The organism is Methyloglobulus sp. (genome assembly GCF_040079455.1).
Lineage (GTDB): Bacteria > Pseudomonadota > Gammaproteobacteria > Methylococcales > Methylomonadaceae > Methyloglobulus.
Genome location: NZ_JBEBKJ010000025.1, coordinates 13,144 through 29,390 on the forward strand (window position 1 = coordinate 13,144; position 16,247 = coordinate 29,390).

The following is a 16,247-nucleotide window of genomic DNA, read 5'->3' on the forward strand; positions in this document are numbered from 1 at the left end:
GGTTTAAAGCATCTTTTAAGCAATTATGAAATTATTTTTTCCTCTCTGCTTTAAGTAAAGAATACGCCATACCAGCCAGTAGCAACACACCAAGCACCAGCCCACCCCATAACAGCCAGATTTTATAATCCGGCGGGGATACCCAAGTGCCAGCAGGTGCTGTAACTGGTGAGCTTTGCGTAGCCGCATTGAGTTGTAAGAACGCCACTGGCAGCGAGTTTATGCGTTGGGTGTCGTACTCAGGCAGCATGGTGGTGATTGGAATGGTGTTGACGATGCTAGGGTTGTCGCCTACGTGCAAGGTAAATGGGGCTTTACCGCGCGCATTCCACACTACAGTACTTGGCAACCAGCCTAAGCTTAATGTGGGATTATCTGTGCCTATGCCGCCGCCAGATTGGTCAAATTGCAGCCGCCAAAAACGGGCATCAATCGGTTGCCATAGGATTTCAGGTGGATAAGGCTTACCATCGGCAAGACTGCGTAACAATGTGCTGGTGATTATTTTCCAAGGCTCGTTTGTGGCATTGCGAACTAAAAAGGTAACGTTGGTGACCGTGTTTGCTTGCGGTAGCTTTACTTTTAAGCGACTCGTTGGAAAATGCCCAAACGACTCAAAATCAATGTTCACTAGCCTTGATTTATCTTGATTTTCTCGACCTATAAAACGCGGCTCTTGCCATAGAGGTTGTGGCGCAACGGTTTGCAAGACATCATAATTTGCTCGCACTTGGGTGAGCGTAATGGTGCCAGTGTCAGTTGCATCAGAAGGGCGAATCTGTAAATAGCGCGAGTTATTTGAATAATCCCAATTGTTATTGAGCTTGATGGTATGTTGAGAAATGGTGTGATTTAGTTGGGCATACTCGTCAGTGCCGTTTTGATCGCTTGCGGTTTTTAACTGTTGCTGTTCAGTTCCGCTACTGGGTAAGGTGTTTAGTAGCGTTGCATCGCCTGCAATAGTCCAGTCTTTAAGGTCTATACTGCTTAACACTTGAATATTATGCAGCGTGTTTTCGCCACCCTGCCAATCAACTAAAAGCTCGCTTATCGGTGGGTGCTTAACGCCAAGGTCAATCAAAAAAACCGTACTTGCGGTATGTTTCACATCGCTAGAAGCCAGGTTAATTGTGGTCTTTTCTGCGCTTTTTTCTAATTGAAGCCGAAGCTCATTTGGGTTTTGCAGGGCATTTATTTTGATGGGTGAAAACTGTAACGGGATCGTTTCTTTGTGCGTATTTGTTTCTGGGTGCAGCGTATCATAAGGCACTAAGGCGTAAGGCACTTGCTCACCGGTTGCGTTGGTAATGGTAAGGTCTTGCAGAGTGCTGCTGCGTGTTGCTTGGTACACTTCAATCGGCAGGTCGCTTCGGTAAAATGGCTTAGTGGCACTTAGCCCAACTTGCTCGTCCACTTTTTCTTGAAAGCGAAAATCGACTGCAAGAACTGGTTGCGCTAAGAAGCTGCCGCTTAAGATAAGCAATATCGTACGGGACAATTTCATGCCGACACCTCTTCTGTAGCGTTGGTTTTGACGGGTGGCAAGGGCGCAAAATAACCCATCACCAGTAACATCAGTCCTGCGCCTATGAATGACACAATGCGTTCTACTGAGCCGTGCTGTGCTAAATCGAGCAAGAATATTTTAGCAACGACTAAGCCCATTAGCGCTGCCCCCATAATCCATAGCTTACGTTGTAGGCGTTTGTGGGCAATCACCATGAGAATAAATGCAGTAATCCCCCACAACAAGGTAAACGACATTTGTACGGTTGAATTGCTAAATATTGATGTCCATTCAAATGGTGTACCTGCCCAGTGATGCAATGTGCGTAGCAACATACCGTTGAGCAAAGCAAAGCCCATCATGCTTGCCAATGTGGGCTTAATTTCATGCAGTTTGTTGAAAGCTTCACCAACGGCACGTTGCCAAACAAGTAGCAAGAGCATCACGGCGGCGAGCGTTATATCTAACGGATTTAGTAGTGGAATATAGGGTAGTGGCGCGGCGTTGCCACTGGAATGCAACGACATGATTACAAACCAAGCCACTAAAAATACCGCCAAGGGAGTACAGCCAATCCAAAGCCAAGTGTGCTTGGTGTCAGTTTCTTGCCTTATACTTTGCCAGCGCGTAACAGCGCCCATGATCATCATCGGCACAATTGCCCAACCAATTTCTTGCCATACATTAGATTCGCTCACAGATTGACCAAGCTGATATCGCCATTCAATTACGCCTACAATTGCCATTAACCATAGCAACGGTGCGCGTAACAAAGCATGTTTTGGCAACACATCCCGTGTTAATATCCACATATAAACGGCAAAGGCTAGCGGCCATATGATGTAGCCGTAATGAGCAAATGGGTGGACATTATCAAAACCATTAATCGTTAATGCAATTACCATGACGGGCAGCAACAGTCCTGCCAAAGCTGTCAGTTTCGGCCATTTAAAATAACCCGAAGCAAAAGGCAGTAGCGCACTGGTTATAGCAACAAATGCAAGCCCAGTGTGTACAAACAAGTTTCTGGGCATAAATTCATCAATTGCCGTTAAGCCAGATGCCACCCACCATAACCAGCCCCACAAAGCTAATGAGGTTGTTAAAACGCCAAACTGGTCTGGGCGATATTTATTCCACAATGCGCCACAAGCCCAGCCAGATAACGCGATAAAACCCACACCTAAGAACATATTTTGGGTAGCAACCCCTGTTTGCCCAGTTAAGCCCCAGCCTTGCATAAAAGCACCTGCGCCGAGTAACTGTAGCGCCAAGCCTGACAGCGTAGGAAAAGTGCGATTTTGTTTTAAGCCTACCCACAACAAACCTACACCTTCTACCGCCCAGGCCGCTGAAGTCCAACGTCCATCTAAGGCGAGCGGCAAGGTAAGTGTAATAAAGCCTATGCCCAAAGCCAAAAAGCATTCACCCAAAAATTTGAGCGTGTCGCGTTTACGGATTAGCACCCACGAAGCTAAAGCGATGTAAAACATACCCAGTACCAGCGCACTATAAGCCAAGCCAAAGTGCGAATCGCGCAGCAACGCGTATTGCAAACTAAAGCCCACCAACGGAGTGCCAAATACTAACGTAGCATCGACATAATCACTGGCTTTGGTCGCTTGCCGATGTGCAAAAAGCACGGCAATTGCGGTGAACAGCAAAAAATGAATAATTAAGAAAGGTTCGGTCGTGGCAAAATGTTCGGGTTGATAACTTTTAGCACCCCATATACTGCCGATAATAAAAGTAAAGGCAAAGCCCAATACATTTAGGCCGCGCCAGCTTTTGTGGAACGCAATAAACGCAATAGCACTATTAAGCACCAAGTAGTAACTAAACAAACCAACGTGGCTACCATGACCCGTAGAGGTAAAAACAGGGGCTAAAAAGCCGCCAGTAAAGCCAAGGATAGCTAGCGGCAACGCTGATTGCTTAACGGCAATAAATGCCGACAAAAACGCCACCATAATCAGCAAACCAAAAGCCGCGCCTGATGGAATCAACTGATATAACTTGAATGCGGCAAATATCGTTAGGTACATGGCACCGATGCCGCCGCCCTGCAATGCCCATGAATATTCGGCACGTTGGTCACGCAAGCGCCACCCTATTACCAGCAAGCCTACACCAAGTAAAGCAACTGCCGTCAAGCGTAATTCAATGGGGATAAAGTTTTTATCAACAGCCAACTTAAGCAAAAAGGCAACGCCAATAAACAAAATGACAATGCCAGACCGCACCAAAGTATTCCCGCCAAACAGCCAGTCTTTAGCCGCTGAAATGGACCGTTCAATAAAGCCGGGGTCTTCTTCTGGTAAGTCCCAGTGGTTTGTAGGTGCAGGTTGAGTATGGGGTTTTTCATGGCTGGCTACAACTGGGGCACTGGCTGATGCTTTTTGAATGACCCCATCATCAAAATCCTTTACTGCGAATTTAGCTACTGTCTCAGTTGGTATTGCTGAAGAGAGGTCAGTAGTTATATTCGCTGCCATAGCCACTGGCGTTGTAGGCGGTGAGGCTTGCTGAGGTAACTTATCCAAGCGTTGTCTAAACGACTCTAACTGTATTCTTAACTGTTTAATTTCTCGTTCAAGCTCATCAATGCGGGTGCTTTTGCTGCCCGATGAAAACAATGCGAAAAAGGCAGAGATACCCCCAATACAAGCAGCTAAACTCACTAGCCCCAGTATGACAAAATGCAATTCCATGGATTTTCCCGGTAAAGATTTAATTCAAGCTGATGTTTCTGTAACTAACTCATTTTACATAAAAAACATTTGCCCTAATTATTTTAGATAGCGTCGTCAACGCATCACTAAGATTCGGCCTTGTGAAGTTTTAACTGCCGTTCGCCTTGAGCCTGTCGAAAGGCTTGTGTGCTTCGACAAGGCTCTCCTGAGCGTAGCCGAAGGGCTCAGCACGAATGTTAAGGTGTTGATTCCGTTAGTGGTGAGCTTGCACCACAGGCACTTCCTTCAGTCGTCGAACCATGAATGGAATCAATTTATTCAAAGTTTCCTAAAGTATAGTTGAATTGATTGCCCTTTCTCTTCACTTAACATTACCTGTGAATAGAGTTTGTAAAACTAGATATTCGTAAAAACGTGTGGAAAATGGTTGAAAAACCCGCGTATTTCACTATGTCAAAATCGGTAAGAATCTAGTGTAACAGTTACATGTCGTCGCTATTATGTAGCAACTGCACAATTAATAAAATCAATAAGATAGACTACCTATTTCCTTTCGCACGATTATGCGTCTTACATAGCATCTGGCAATTGCTCGAATCAGTTGCTCCACCTTTGCTCCATGCAGCAACATGATCAGCATCCATTTCACTCAAAGCCCACAGCTTAGTTTTAATGGCATCATGTCCAATAGCGCAAAGAGGACAGTTTGAAATGCCTTTAGCTTTAGCCTCTTCTGTTTGTTTCGCGTGAATTGATTTTTTGGTGGCCTCATCGAAAACACGAACATCCAGCAATTTTGTATCGGTTGACCCGCCTAAAATATACTCAAAAATTCCTTTTCGATTCTTTACATAAGGATCACTGTAAAGATTTTTTACCTTTTCGGATACCTTTTTAGGGTCGTAAGGGTTATTGTGATATGTCTCGTACAAGCGCCCCCACTCAAGACCACGCATTTCTGCTTCTACACCTGTAAATACCCCCGACACCCAATCAATAACGCTATTGAAATAGGTTTTAAGCTCACTAATTTTGTCGTCGTTACGGTGACGGCTCATGTAGTCGCCGATATTACCTTTGCTTACCCAATCTAACGCGGTTGCCAAAAATTCTTGCCTAAGTGCGCTGCCGCTGACATACGCCGCCCATTTTTGGATATGTGCATTCCTGCTGTTGCTAAATTCGGCTTTAGCGAGGGTCACAAAGCGGCCTGAATACACCGCATTCAACAATTCTTGGTTATTTAATGGTACACCGGCGATATTGATGGTTTTAAACCACTCTTTGATTTCGCTTTCAGTGCCTTCACAGACGTAAATTAGAAGATTTGTTTCCAAAATCTTAGCCTGCTTGTCCGATGCTATGCCGCTAAAGTATTGCTCCATGCCATTGTCATCTTTAATGGCAAACTTATTGGTGATAAAACGACCAAAGCTGGTAATGCGTTGCTGCCCGTCCAACACCTCAAATTTATCTTCATTGACTTGGTTAAAATAGATTAGCCCTAGTGGATAGCCTTTTAAGATTGATTCAATCACGGCCACATCTTTTTTGCCGTCAGCATAAATATAGTTGCGCTGGTATTCTGGCTGGATGGTTAATTTTCCTGATAAGCCAAACAAACCCTTGCCTTCAAGCTCGTTATATACAAAGCCTTCGCAAATGTCTTTTATTGTGACATTAGTTTTTAGGGTGGTTTTCATTTTTTTGGCTTTCTCCTTATCAAGAGACGAGCATAAGTGGATTTATACTCACTTCCAATTCTGATTACACCCCGTCTGTTCAAATCACCAGGGTTAGTTACATCTTCTTCGGTATATTCTCTAGTTTTTAATCCTGAATTGTTATCCCTGTCCGTTATGCCCATAATCTCAAACTGCTCAGGGCTATATTTGTCGAGAAAACTAATCGGTACACCCATTGCCCCATCATAATCACTTGGAATCGCATCAGTAAATGGCACTTCAATAGCATCGTAATTATCGTATTTGTCGTATGATTCTTTGCCTTTAATTTCTTTATGTTTGCTGAACCTTAAATTATCAATCATCGACATTAACGGCAATGGTTGATGGCGTCTTCCGTGGTCAAGATTGGTAAACCAACAAACATTCCTAAACTTCACCAAGCCAGTTTCGGGGTTATAAATCCCTTCCGCGTATTCATTGGCAAAAGGGGTTGAAAAATAGGCGTTGCCAGCGTGAAAACCGTTTCCCAGCCACATTTTATCGTTCTTGATTAACGGAAAAACTTCCTTATAAGTAATGGCATTCATATTACCTATAATCACAAACTGTTTATCGGCTTCTATAATCCACGCTAAAAACTCACGAAACAACGAGAAAGGTGGATTGGTAATAATAATGTCGGCTTCATCCCTTAATCGTTTAATTTCTTCGCTTTTAAAATCGCCATCACCCTCCAGGTAATGCCATTCCAAATCCTTAATATCTATTTTGCCGTCATGGGTACGGTCAGTAGTAAGGGTAAAAATTTTGCCATTAATGACGGTTTTGTTTTCGTCATACTGCGGATCGTTTATTTCAAACAAAGTCGCCTGATAGCCGTATTTATATTGCTTGCTATTCACCGCATAGCTGGTGCTAATGAGTTTTTTAAACCCGAAACGGTCGAAATTTTGGGCAAAGTATTTAGTGAAATTGCTCCATTCTGGATCATCGCAAGGCAGTAAAACCGTCTTGCCACGAAATATATTGGGGTCGTATTCTAAGTAAGCGTTGATCTCTTTTTCAATATCACTATATTGAGTGTAAAACTCATCATTTTTTGCCCTTTTTGCATCCGCTAAATTGTTATTTGCCAATTTTTACTCCTCAAACTTAACAGGACTTATAGGCGGGTCTCGCGCCGTCCTACAGCTATCCAACAATTGTTCAAACTTATCGACCATTGCGGTTGCTTAGAGATTTGCCACGAGCCAATCGGTCAACTTCACGCTATCCATTTTACCGGCCGCCAACTCCAAGATGACGTTGGCGGCATCAATTGGGTCTGCCTTCAAGTCAAGTCCATTCAAGCCAAGGAAAAGTACGCCGACACCGAACCCAACGCGCTTGTTGCCATCAATAAATGGGTGGTTCTTGACAATGCCTGACATGTAAGCCGCCGCTAAATCAGGCAATGTTGTGGCTTCGGTGTAATAAAGAAACTGTTTTGGTTTTGCCAAGGCGGAATGCAACAAGCCACTATCACGGATGCCGTCACTGCCGCCGTATTTTTGGAGTAGGCGGCTGTGAATCAGCAAGGTTTCTTCCAATTCAATCCAAATTGGCTCGATCATTTGGACAGGATTTCAAAGGTACGGTCGTATTTCTCAAGTGTGCGTTCAAAGCGTTCCATCTTCTGGGCGACGGATAGTTTGTTTTCCGCTGCACTGGCGACTTCTTCCCAATATTCCAGTTGTTTAGGGACGGAACGATGGGCTTTTTTTGCGGCGGCTTTCGCCCTTTCAAGAAAAGCGTCCGATACTTGGATTGTAGCCATGATGTTTACCTAAAAATATGACAATACATAACATTATATGACTTTATGTTATGTTTTCAAAAGGGAAAAGACACTTGTTGTTTGACCTAGCAAGCAGAATTAGCCTGTCTGGAATGACAGGAATCCATCCCCATCGGCTCCGGGGCTATTTTGCCGATCTGGACAGGGAAATCGACAACTGGCACAAAGCGGTATTTAACTATTTCGACCATAGGGTCACCAATGCTTACAACGAATCCGCCAACAATCACATCAAGCCAGATGCAAGGCAAGGCCGTGGTTATAGTTTTGAAGTGCTGAGGACAAAGGTGCTGTTCACAATTGCCAAGCACAAGTTAAAGAAGAAATCGTTTAAATCGGGAATCCGTGAAAATATTTTGGGCCATGGCTTGCCAAATAGTGATGAAAGTAACAAATGTACTGAACCATTCAAGCAAGAATTTCTTAATTTTGGGGTCATAATTCCACACGGTGCTGAAAAATGATATTTTTGGATTTTCCACAAGGTTTTACGAAACCCGTAAAAGTTTAGCGCCCCTATCACCTATAAAAAACAGGTTTTTTTAGTATTTGAATGCCGTTTACTCGTTGTATGTTGATAAATAATGTGTATGATTGCAGCCTAAGCGATACATAACGTCAAGCTACAAATAATTGAGATAAATCATGAAACTAATAACAGCGATTATTAAACCATTCAAGATGGATGATGTGCGGGAAGCCTTGTCTGAAATTGGCGTGGCAGGTGTGACTGCCACCGAAGTCAAAGGCTTTGGTCGGCAGAAAGGCCACACCGAGTTGTACCGTGGCGCAGAGTATGTGGTCGATTTTTTACCTAAAGTTAAGCTAGAAATCGCCGTGAGTGATGATGTGGTGGATAAGGCAGTGGAAACCATTGTAAATGCCGCTAATACAGGCAAGATTGGTGACGGTAAAATATTTGTGACAAGTCTGGATCAGGTGATACGTATCAGGACCGGCGAAACGGGAGAAGATGCCATCTAAACGGCGCTTAAGATACACGATGAAAACTAAAAATAATTATAAATACTTAGCCCTTACTTTACTTTTGGCTCCTGGGCTGGTTTTAGCGGCTGAATTAAACCAGGCGAATACCGCCTGGATATTGACTTCTACCGCGCTGGTGCTATTTATGACTATCCCTGGCTTATCGCTATTTTATGCAGGCTTGGTCAGGAGCAAAAACGTGCTATCGGTGTTGATGCAGTGTTTTGCGATTACCTGTTTAATATCCATACTTTGGTTGGCTGGCGCTTACAGCCTGATTTTCTCGGATGGCGGCGAGCTGCAAAAATACCTAGGTGGGATGTCGAAAGCATTTTTGCCAGATATAAGTACAGCTTCGTTAACTGGCGATATTCCAGAAACGCTGTATTTCATGTTTCAAATGACTTTTGCCATTATCACGCCAGCCTTGATTGTGGGTGCATTTGCCGAGCGGATGAAGTTTTCGGCGATGTTATGGTTTAGCGGTTTATGGTTATGCTTGGTTTATGTGCCGATTTGCCACTGGATCTGGGGTGGCGGCTGGTTAGCCTCATTAGGTGCAATGGATTTTGCGGGTGGCATCGTCATCCATATCAATGCTGGTGTTGCGGCTTTAGTTTCAGCTTTGGTTATCGGCAAGCGCAAGGGTTTTCCAACTACTGCAATGCCGCCGCACAACATGACGATGGTTGTAACTGGCGCGGGAATGTTGTGGGTCGGCTGGTTCGGCTTTAATGCGGGTAGCGCATTGACCTCAGATGGTCGCGCAGGGATGGCGATGTTGGTCACCCATATTGGTGCGGCGGCGGGTTCATTGACCTGGATGACAATCGAATGGGTACGTTACGGTAAACCCAGCGTATTAGGTATCGTAACGGGCATGGTAGCAGGCTTGGGTACAATTACCCCAGCATCCGGTTTTGTCGGCCCTGCGGGTGCATTAGCTATTGGCATAACCGCTGGCATCGTGTGTTTTTATGCTACCCAATTTGTCAAACGTAAGCTAATCATCGACGATTCCCTGGACGTTTTCCCTGTACATGGCATTGGTGGAATTACCGGATCGTTGCTAACTGGCGTATTTGCCGACATCAGCTTGGGTGGTATCGGACTTGCTGATGGTGTTACGATTAGCCATCAAGTTGGTGTTCAAGCCTTAGCGATATTAACAACTATCGCATGGAGCGGAATGTTCAGTTACCTTATCCTTAAGGTTTTAGACAATTTTATTGGTTTACGTGTGACCTCTGATGAAGAGGTTCAAGGACTGGATCAGGTCTTACATGAAGAAACTGGTTACTTGGATATTTAAGGCCAGCCAGCAGTTTCGGTCTAAATTTAGCCTGGGGTGGCGATCAATGGTTGATCGCTTCTCCGGGCTATTAGGTAAAGGTCGTTCAGGCTTAACTGGGATCAGCCCATTTAGCAAAGATAAAGGGGCTGATGAACAGAACTCATCAGTTAGGGTTAATTCTGGCCTTATCGCAGAACTCAACCAGAAATACCTCAAGTTACCAGAACCTTTCGCAAGCTTCCTTAAGCCACTTATCATTACCGTCAGCATAATTACTGCTTATGCTGTCCTAGGCTTTTATGTAGTGCCAGCGGTTTTAAAATCAAAAATACCCAGCATCATTCAGCAGGAAACTGGGAGGAAAGCCTCGGTTGCCAATATTGAATTCAACCCGTTTACGCTTATCGCCAGTATCCAGGGCTTTAAAATATTGGAAAAAAACGGTAAGCCGTTTGTAGATTTCGACAATTTCAACGTTGATATAAATGGCTTCCAATCCATCAAACAACTGGCTTTGGTGATTGATGAGATCTCCCTAAAAAAACCCGCAGTTCATCTTGCCAAGCTAAAAGACGGCAAATTTAATTTTGAAGATATGGCGAAACCTAAGAAGAAGGAAGAGCCAAAGAAACCGGATGATAGCAAGCTGTTCCCGCTCAATATCGTCAAGTTGTCGATAAAAGAAGGGAAACTATTCTGGGACGACAAACATTTCGCCAAACCCGTATCAGAAGAAATAACCCCAATTAACCTCAATGTAAGCAATTTAAGCACTGAGGCCAAAGCAAGCGGCAAACTGGATTTCAACCTGGCACTTAAGTCCGGTGGGAAATTGGACTGGAAAGCAAGCGTCGGCGTTAATCCGATCTTTTCCGAAGGCGGAATAAAGCTGGATAAGTTGCAGTTGCAGAAAGTGCTGGCTTTGGCCTTGTCTGAGACTGCCGCTTTCGATTTGCAAGGCCATGAGTTATTCAATATTGATTACAAGATAGAACAAGACAAAAAAAACCTGAAAGTCACTATCAAGAAAACCAAGTTTGAGCTAAAAGATTTTCAGTTTGCCGACAAAAGCGCCGACAAAAACCTTCTGAAAACACCGACTTTTTCCGTTGAAACCGATGCCATTATCACTGTCGCTAACAGCAACCTGGATGTCGTGGTTAAGAAAGCCAAGCTGGATAGCCGCGAACTGCAATTTTCCAATCAGGCATCCGATCCGATAACTGTTTCCATCCCTAATTTCAGCCATGAAACAGACGTGACTGTTAACCAAACCAAGGATGGACTTAAAGTCGCTGCGAACAAAGCCACTATAGCAATCAAGAATCTTTTATTAAATGGTCTTAACCAGCAAAAGGTCGAAGTTAAAATTCCTGAACTAACCTTAGAAACTAGCTATCAATTGGGTTTAACCCAGAAAGCCAAGGATATTCATGTTAGCCACGGCAAGTTTGAGTTTCACGATTTGCATCTGGCTGAAAAAGGGGAAAACGCAACTTTGGTCAAAATTCCGGCCTTTGGTCTTAGCGATATGGACGTCGATTTAAAAAATAGGGAAGTCAAGATAGCGTTAATATCATCGAAAGATGCCGAATTTCAAGCTTGGCTCAATCCCGACGGCTCACTCAATTATCAAAAACTGATTCCAACACCGGAAGGCAAAAAAGTCGAAGTTACCCGACCTGATTACGCCACCGCTAAATCTGTTGATTTCAAAGAGGATGTGAAAACCGCAGCCACAGTGACTACTGCGGCTGCACAACCGGTGTTACCTGAAAAAGATTGGCTTTTAAATATCAATACCTTAGAGTTGAAAAATTACGCAGTAAATTTTGAGGATAGAACGCTCAAAAAACCCGTAAAAATGACGGCTAAGCCGATTAATCTCAAAGTCAGCAACATCACCAATAAACCCGAAGCGAAACTGCCTTTTCAACTTGATATTGGTGTAAACAAAACCGGTTCTATAAAACTTAAAGGTGACACTGTAATTTCGCCACTTGCGGCAAAAATAGATCTCGATATAAAAAATATTGACCTGGACACTTTCCAGCCTTATGTCGATAAATTTGCGCGGTTAGATGTGCTGGATGGTAAATTCAACATCAATGGCAAACTAGCTGTCCAGCAGCCGAAAGATAAACCTTTGGATGTAAAATTCAAAGGCAGCACGGGAATTGCCAACTTGTTGACCCGCGACCACATCCAAAGCAAGGATTTTGTCAAATGGGTTAACTTAACATTCAAAGACTTAGATGTCGATTTATTGGCAAACCGTTATAGCGCTGCGCTGTTATTAATCGAAAAACCTTATGCCAAAGTCACCATCAGAAAAGATAAAACGATCAATTTTTCTGACATCATGATTCCTGAAAAGGGTGCAGCAGATAAGTCGGCAAAACCCGTTAAAACTGTCAAAGTGGCGCATAGCAAAACATCACAAAATACCAAACCAATTTTCAAATTGGATAAGGTCAAAATAGTTGATGGCTCATCAGATTTTGCCGACCTTTCTCTAATACTGCCGTTTGCCGCGCAAATAAAAAGCCTAGATGGCGGCGCACATGGCATTTCGTCAGATCAAAAATCCACCATCAAGGTCGATCTAAAAGGTAACGCCTACGACCTTGCACCCGTGGACATCAAGGGCGAAATCAGCCCATACCAGGGCAACTTCGATGTGGATCTCAAATTTGATGGGATGCCCATGCCTTTAGTCACGCCTTATATGGTGCAGTTTGCTGGATATAAGATTGAGAAAGGTAAGCTGACGATGGGCTTGCATTACCAAGTGGAGAAAGGCCAGTTGAAGGCATCGAATAATATCTTGATCGACCAGCTTGAATTAGGCGAAAAAGTTGATAACCCCGATGCCGTGTCGCTGCCGCTTGGTTTGGCAATCGCATTGTTGAAAGATTCCGATGGCAAAATAAAGCTGGATGTGCCGTTGACTGGTAGCCTGGAAGATCCCCAATTCAGCATAGGTGCGATTGTCGTTGATGCGCTGGTTAATGTGCTGACCAAAATAGTCACTTCGCCATTTAATGCCATTGCATCTTTGGCAGGTAGTGATGAAGATTTGAGTACAGTTAGTTTTGCGCCCGGTAAAGATGTATTGGACGCTAAGGAAACAGGCAAATTGGATGGCGTAGCCAAAGCATTGAAAGAAAAACCCGTGCTTAATATCGAAGTTAAAGGCGCGGCTTTTGAAGAACAGGATTGGCCTATTTTGCGTGAAGAAGCCTTATTGGATCAGCTTAAAAAAATCAAAGCGGTAGAATTGAGCGAGGATGCAGGCAAAAAAGTCCGTGCTGAATATGTGGAATTGACCGAAGACGACTACAACGATTTGTTGGCGGATGCGTTCATTAAACAGTTTCCAACCCTAGGCAAGAAAAACCTATTAGGTACGCCAAAATTGATTGGTTCAGAAGGCGATTTTTTTAAGGTTGCTAAACAAAAGCTGTCAGAAATTATCAAACCAGACCCAAAACGCCTTAAAGATCTGGCTTCAGAACGTTCCCAAGCCATCGCCAAATACATCGTTCAGAAAGGCGGCGTACCCAACGAGCGCGTCTTTATCCTGGATTCGGCGCTTGATCCTAAGCGGGAAGGTAAGGATATTGTCAGCGCTTTATCGTTGAAAACTAATTGATTAGCTGTAAAGAAATGTTTGTACCCGAAGTTATTTTATTGATTCGGTTATTTTATAAAATTAACCAGAACAACAGCACCATCTGATCGTCTATAAGCTCCCACAACTAGGTTTTTACTACCCGTTCTTGTCCATCAAGTAAACTGAATGTAACACTATCACTCGTTACAAGATTTCATGTCGTTCCACAAACACTTTAACTTGCCCCTTGGAAGATTCTTGATGGCTCTTTGCATTAGGTAATCAAACTATTGTTTCTTTAGGCCCTTGCACATCAGCGGGATCGCCTTCATAAGGCGTGGCGTATTTGCAGTCTTTTTGGGGGCAGGTTTTTTCCACGCCGCGTGTTTTGGTTTCCTTTACGACCAGGACGGGCCAATTGCATTCAGGGCAACTATCTTTTATCGGCGCATTCCAAAGCGCATAATTGCATTTTGGATATTCGGAACAGGAATAAAATACTTTGCTGTTACGCGATTTGCGCTTGAGGATAGTGCCTTTTTTGCATTGTGGGCATTCGACTTTTGTGTCTTGCGGTTTTTCCAGTGGCTCGATGTGCTTGCACTTGGGATATGCGCTACAGCCGATAAATTTGCCGTACTTACCGACTTTAAATACTAAAGGCGATTCACAGGTCGGACAAACGCGACCTTCGACGGTTTCCGGCGCAGTGCTGGCACTGGCATCGTCGTTCAAGTTACGGGTATACGCGCATTCTGGGTAGTTAGTACAGCCGATAAAGCGTCCATTTCGTCCAAGACGAATAGATAAAGGGCTGGCACAAAGCGGACATTTCTCGTCAATGGCTTCTTGGGTAACATCTTTGCGTTGGACTTGCGCTTCTTTTTCAATGATTAAGTTGCTGAACGGCTTCCAGAACTTGGTCATAAGCGGAATCCAATCCTGCTCGCCGCGTGATACCGCGTCCAGCTCATCTTCCAGATTGGCGGTAAAGTCGTAGTCTACATATTTGGTGAAATGTTCAGTCAGGAATTTGTTGACGATCCTGCCGACATCAGTCGGGTAGAAGCGTTTGGTTTCCAGCGTGACGTATTCACGGTTCTGTAAAGTCGAAATGATCGACGCGTAAGTGGACGGGCGGCCTATACCGTGTTCTTCCAGCGATTTGACCAAGCTGGCTTCGCCGTAACGCGGCGGCGGCTCGGTAAAGTGTTGTCCGGCGTTGATGTCATTGAGTTTGACCGGACGACCTTCTTCCATAGAGGGCAAAAAGTTTTCCTTATCGTCACTTTCCTTGGTGTCATCTTTGCCTTCCAAGTACACCGCCATAAAGCCTGGATTGGCAATGCTGGAGCCTGTTGCTCTGAAGGTGTGTTTGCCATCTTTGCCACAACTTAGATCAACGGCAACCAGATTCAAAGTGGCATGGATCATCTGACAGGCAATGCTGCGTTTCCAGATTAAATCGTAAAGCTTAAATTGCTCTGCGCTGAGGTGGGCTTTAAGCTGATTGGGCAGATGACGCGGATACGTTGGACGTATCGCCTCATGCGCTTCTTGGGCGTTTTTGGACTTGGTCTTGAACACGCGGGGTTCTTTAGGGACATTATCCGCGCCGTATGTTTCGGCGATCAAGGTGCGAATTTCTTGTACGGCATCCACAGACAGGTTCACGGAATCAGTACGCATGTAAGTAATCAAGCCAGCCGTTTCACCACCTATGTCGATACCTTCGTACAATTGCTGGGCTACCATCATGGTGCGCTTGGTAGTGAAACCCAATTTACGTGAGGCTTCTTGTTGTAACGTTGAAGTGATGAAAGGCGGAGCAGGATTGCGGTTTTGCTGCTTTTTTTCCAGCTTGCTGACGACAAGCTGACCGTCGGCGGCATCCAGTAAGGTTTGTTTGGTTTTTTCTGCTAATTCGCCATCGGTTATGCTGAATTGGTTGAGTTTTTCGCCGTTAAAATGCGTCAGCTTTGCTTTAAACGCCTGTTCCTGGGCGGTTAATGCGGCATCTATCGTCCAGTATTCGCGGGTTTTGAAAGCCTCGATTTCCAGTTCACGCTCGACAATCATACGTAAAGCGGGGCTTTGCACACGACCTGCGGATAAGCCACGGCGGATTTTTTTCCACAATAGCGGCGATAATTTAAAGCCAACTAGATAATCCAAAGCCCGCCGAGCTTGTTGGGCATTGATTAAATTGATAGCCAGTTCTGACGGGTTGGCAATAGCTTCAGTAACCGCTTTTTTGGTGATCTCATGGAACACAACCCGATGCACTGGCTTGTTTTTTAATAGGTTTTTTTCCTTGAGCAATTCGTACAAATGCCAGGAAATGGCTTCGCCTTCGCGGTCAGGGTCGGTAGCCAGATAAAGAACATCAGCCGCTTTAAGTGCCTTACTGATGGTTTGTACGTGCTTTTGGTTGCGCTCAATCAGCTCATATTTCATGGCAAAATCGTTGTCGGGATCAACCGCCCCCTCTTTGGGGACAAGGTCGCGGACATGGCCATACGAAGCCAACACATGGAAGTCTTTGCCTAAATACTTCTCAATGGTTTTGGCTTTGGCCGGGGATTCTACAATAACGAGGTTCTTGCTCATTCAATCAAATGCAAG

11 protein-coding genes are annotated in these 16,247 nt (G+C 44.4%); 4 read left to right on the plus strand and 7 right to left on the minus strand.

Features of this window, described 5'->3' with window-relative positions; genetic code table 11:
• Positions 1-31 precede the first annotated feature (31 nt).
• The 6 genes from ABL924_RS07585 to ABL924_RS07610 all read right to left on the minus strand — a co-directional run bounded on the left by ABL924_RS07585 (position 32) and on the right by ABL924_RS07610 (position 7,704).
• Positions 32-1,504 carry a DUF3999 family protein gene (locus ABL924_RS07585; protein ID WP_349026473.1) on the minus strand — a complete coding sequence of 491 codons (1,473 nt, stop codon included), beginning with the start codon at positions 1,502-1,504 and terminating at the stop codon, positions 32-34.
• Positions 1,501-4,218 carry a DUF2339 domain-containing protein gene (locus tag ABL924_RS07590; RefSeq protein ID WP_349026474.1) on the minus strand — a complete coding sequence of 906 codons (2,718 nt, stop codon included), beginning with the start codon at positions 4,216-4,218 and terminating at the stop codon, positions 1,501-1,503. The genes ABL924_RS07585 and ABL924_RS07590 overlap by 4 nt, the downstream gene beginning before the upstream one ends.
• A 521-nt stretch (positions 4,219-4,739) precedes the next feature.
• Positions 4,740-5,903 (minus strand): DUF262 domain-containing protein, encoded by a 1,164-nt coding sequence (locus ABL924_RS07595; protein ID WP_349026475.1) that lies wholly within the window; start codon positions 5,901-5,903, stop codon positions 4,740-4,742.
• On the minus strand, positions 5,900-7,024 hold the full coding sequence (locus tag ABL924_RS07600) for an adenine-specific methyltransferase EcoRI family protein (protein ID WP_349026476.1): 1,125 nt from the start codon (positions 7,022-7,024) through the stop codon (positions 5,900-5,902). The genes ABL924_RS07595 and ABL924_RS07600 overlap by 4 nt, the downstream gene beginning before the upstream one ends.
• 96 nt (positions 7,025-7,120) lie before the next feature.
• On the minus strand, positions 7,121-7,501 hold the full coding sequence (locus ABL924_RS07605) for a type II toxin-antitoxin system death-on-curing family toxin (protein WP_349026477.1): 381 nt from the start codon (positions 7,499-7,501) through the stop codon (positions 7,121-7,123).
• Positions 7,498-7,704, minus strand: a complete 207-nt coding sequence (locus ABL924_RS07610) for a hypothetical protein (RefSeq protein WP_349026478.1) — start codon at positions 7,702-7,704, stop codon at positions 7,498-7,500. Before ABL924_RS07610 ends, ABL924_RS07605 begins: the two co-directional genes overlap by 4 nt.
• A gap of 74 nt (positions 7,705-7,778) precedes the next feature.
• Here ABL924_RS07610 and ABL924_RS07615 point away from each other — a divergent pair, with 74 nt between their 5' ends.
• The 4 genes from ABL924_RS07615 to ABL924_RS07630 all read left to right on the plus strand — a co-directional run bounded on the left by ABL924_RS07615 (position 7,779) and on the right by ABL924_RS07630 (position 13,661).
• Positions 7,779-8,189, plus strand: a complete 411-nt coding sequence (locus tag ABL924_RS07615; RefSeq protein WP_349026479.1) for a transposase — start codon at positions 7,779-7,781, stop codon at positions 8,187-8,189.
• Between the two features lie 181 nt (positions 8,190-8,370).
• Positions 8,371-8,709: a P-II family nitrogen regulator gene (locus ABL924_RS07620; protein ID WP_349026480.1), complete on the plus strand. Its 339-nt coding sequence runs from the start codon at positions 8,371-8,373 to the stop codon at positions 8,707-8,709.
• 19 nt (positions 8,710-8,728) lie between these two features.
• Positions 8,729-10,024, plus strand: coding sequence for an ammonium transporter (locus tag ABL924_RS07625; RefSeq protein WP_349026481.1), 1,296 nt, complete (start codon positions 8,729-8,731; stop codon positions 10,022-10,024).
• Positions 9,963-13,661, plus strand: a complete 3,699-nt coding sequence (locus tag ABL924_RS07630; RefSeq protein ID WP_349026482.1) for a DUF748 domain-containing protein — start codon at positions 9,963-9,965, stop codon at positions 13,659-13,661. The genes ABL924_RS07625 and ABL924_RS07630 overlap by 62 nt, the downstream gene beginning before the upstream one ends.
• A gap of 243 nt (positions 13,662-13,904) precedes the next feature.
• Here the strand turns inward: ABL924_RS07630 and topA are convergent, their stop codons facing one another.
• Positions 13,905-16,232, minus strand: a complete 2,328-nt coding sequence (gene topA, locus ABL924_RS07635) for a type I DNA topoisomerase (RefSeq protein ID WP_349026483.1) — start codon at positions 16,230-16,232, stop codon at positions 13,905-13,907.
• Between the last annotated feature and the right edge of the window lie 15 nt (positions 16,233-16,247).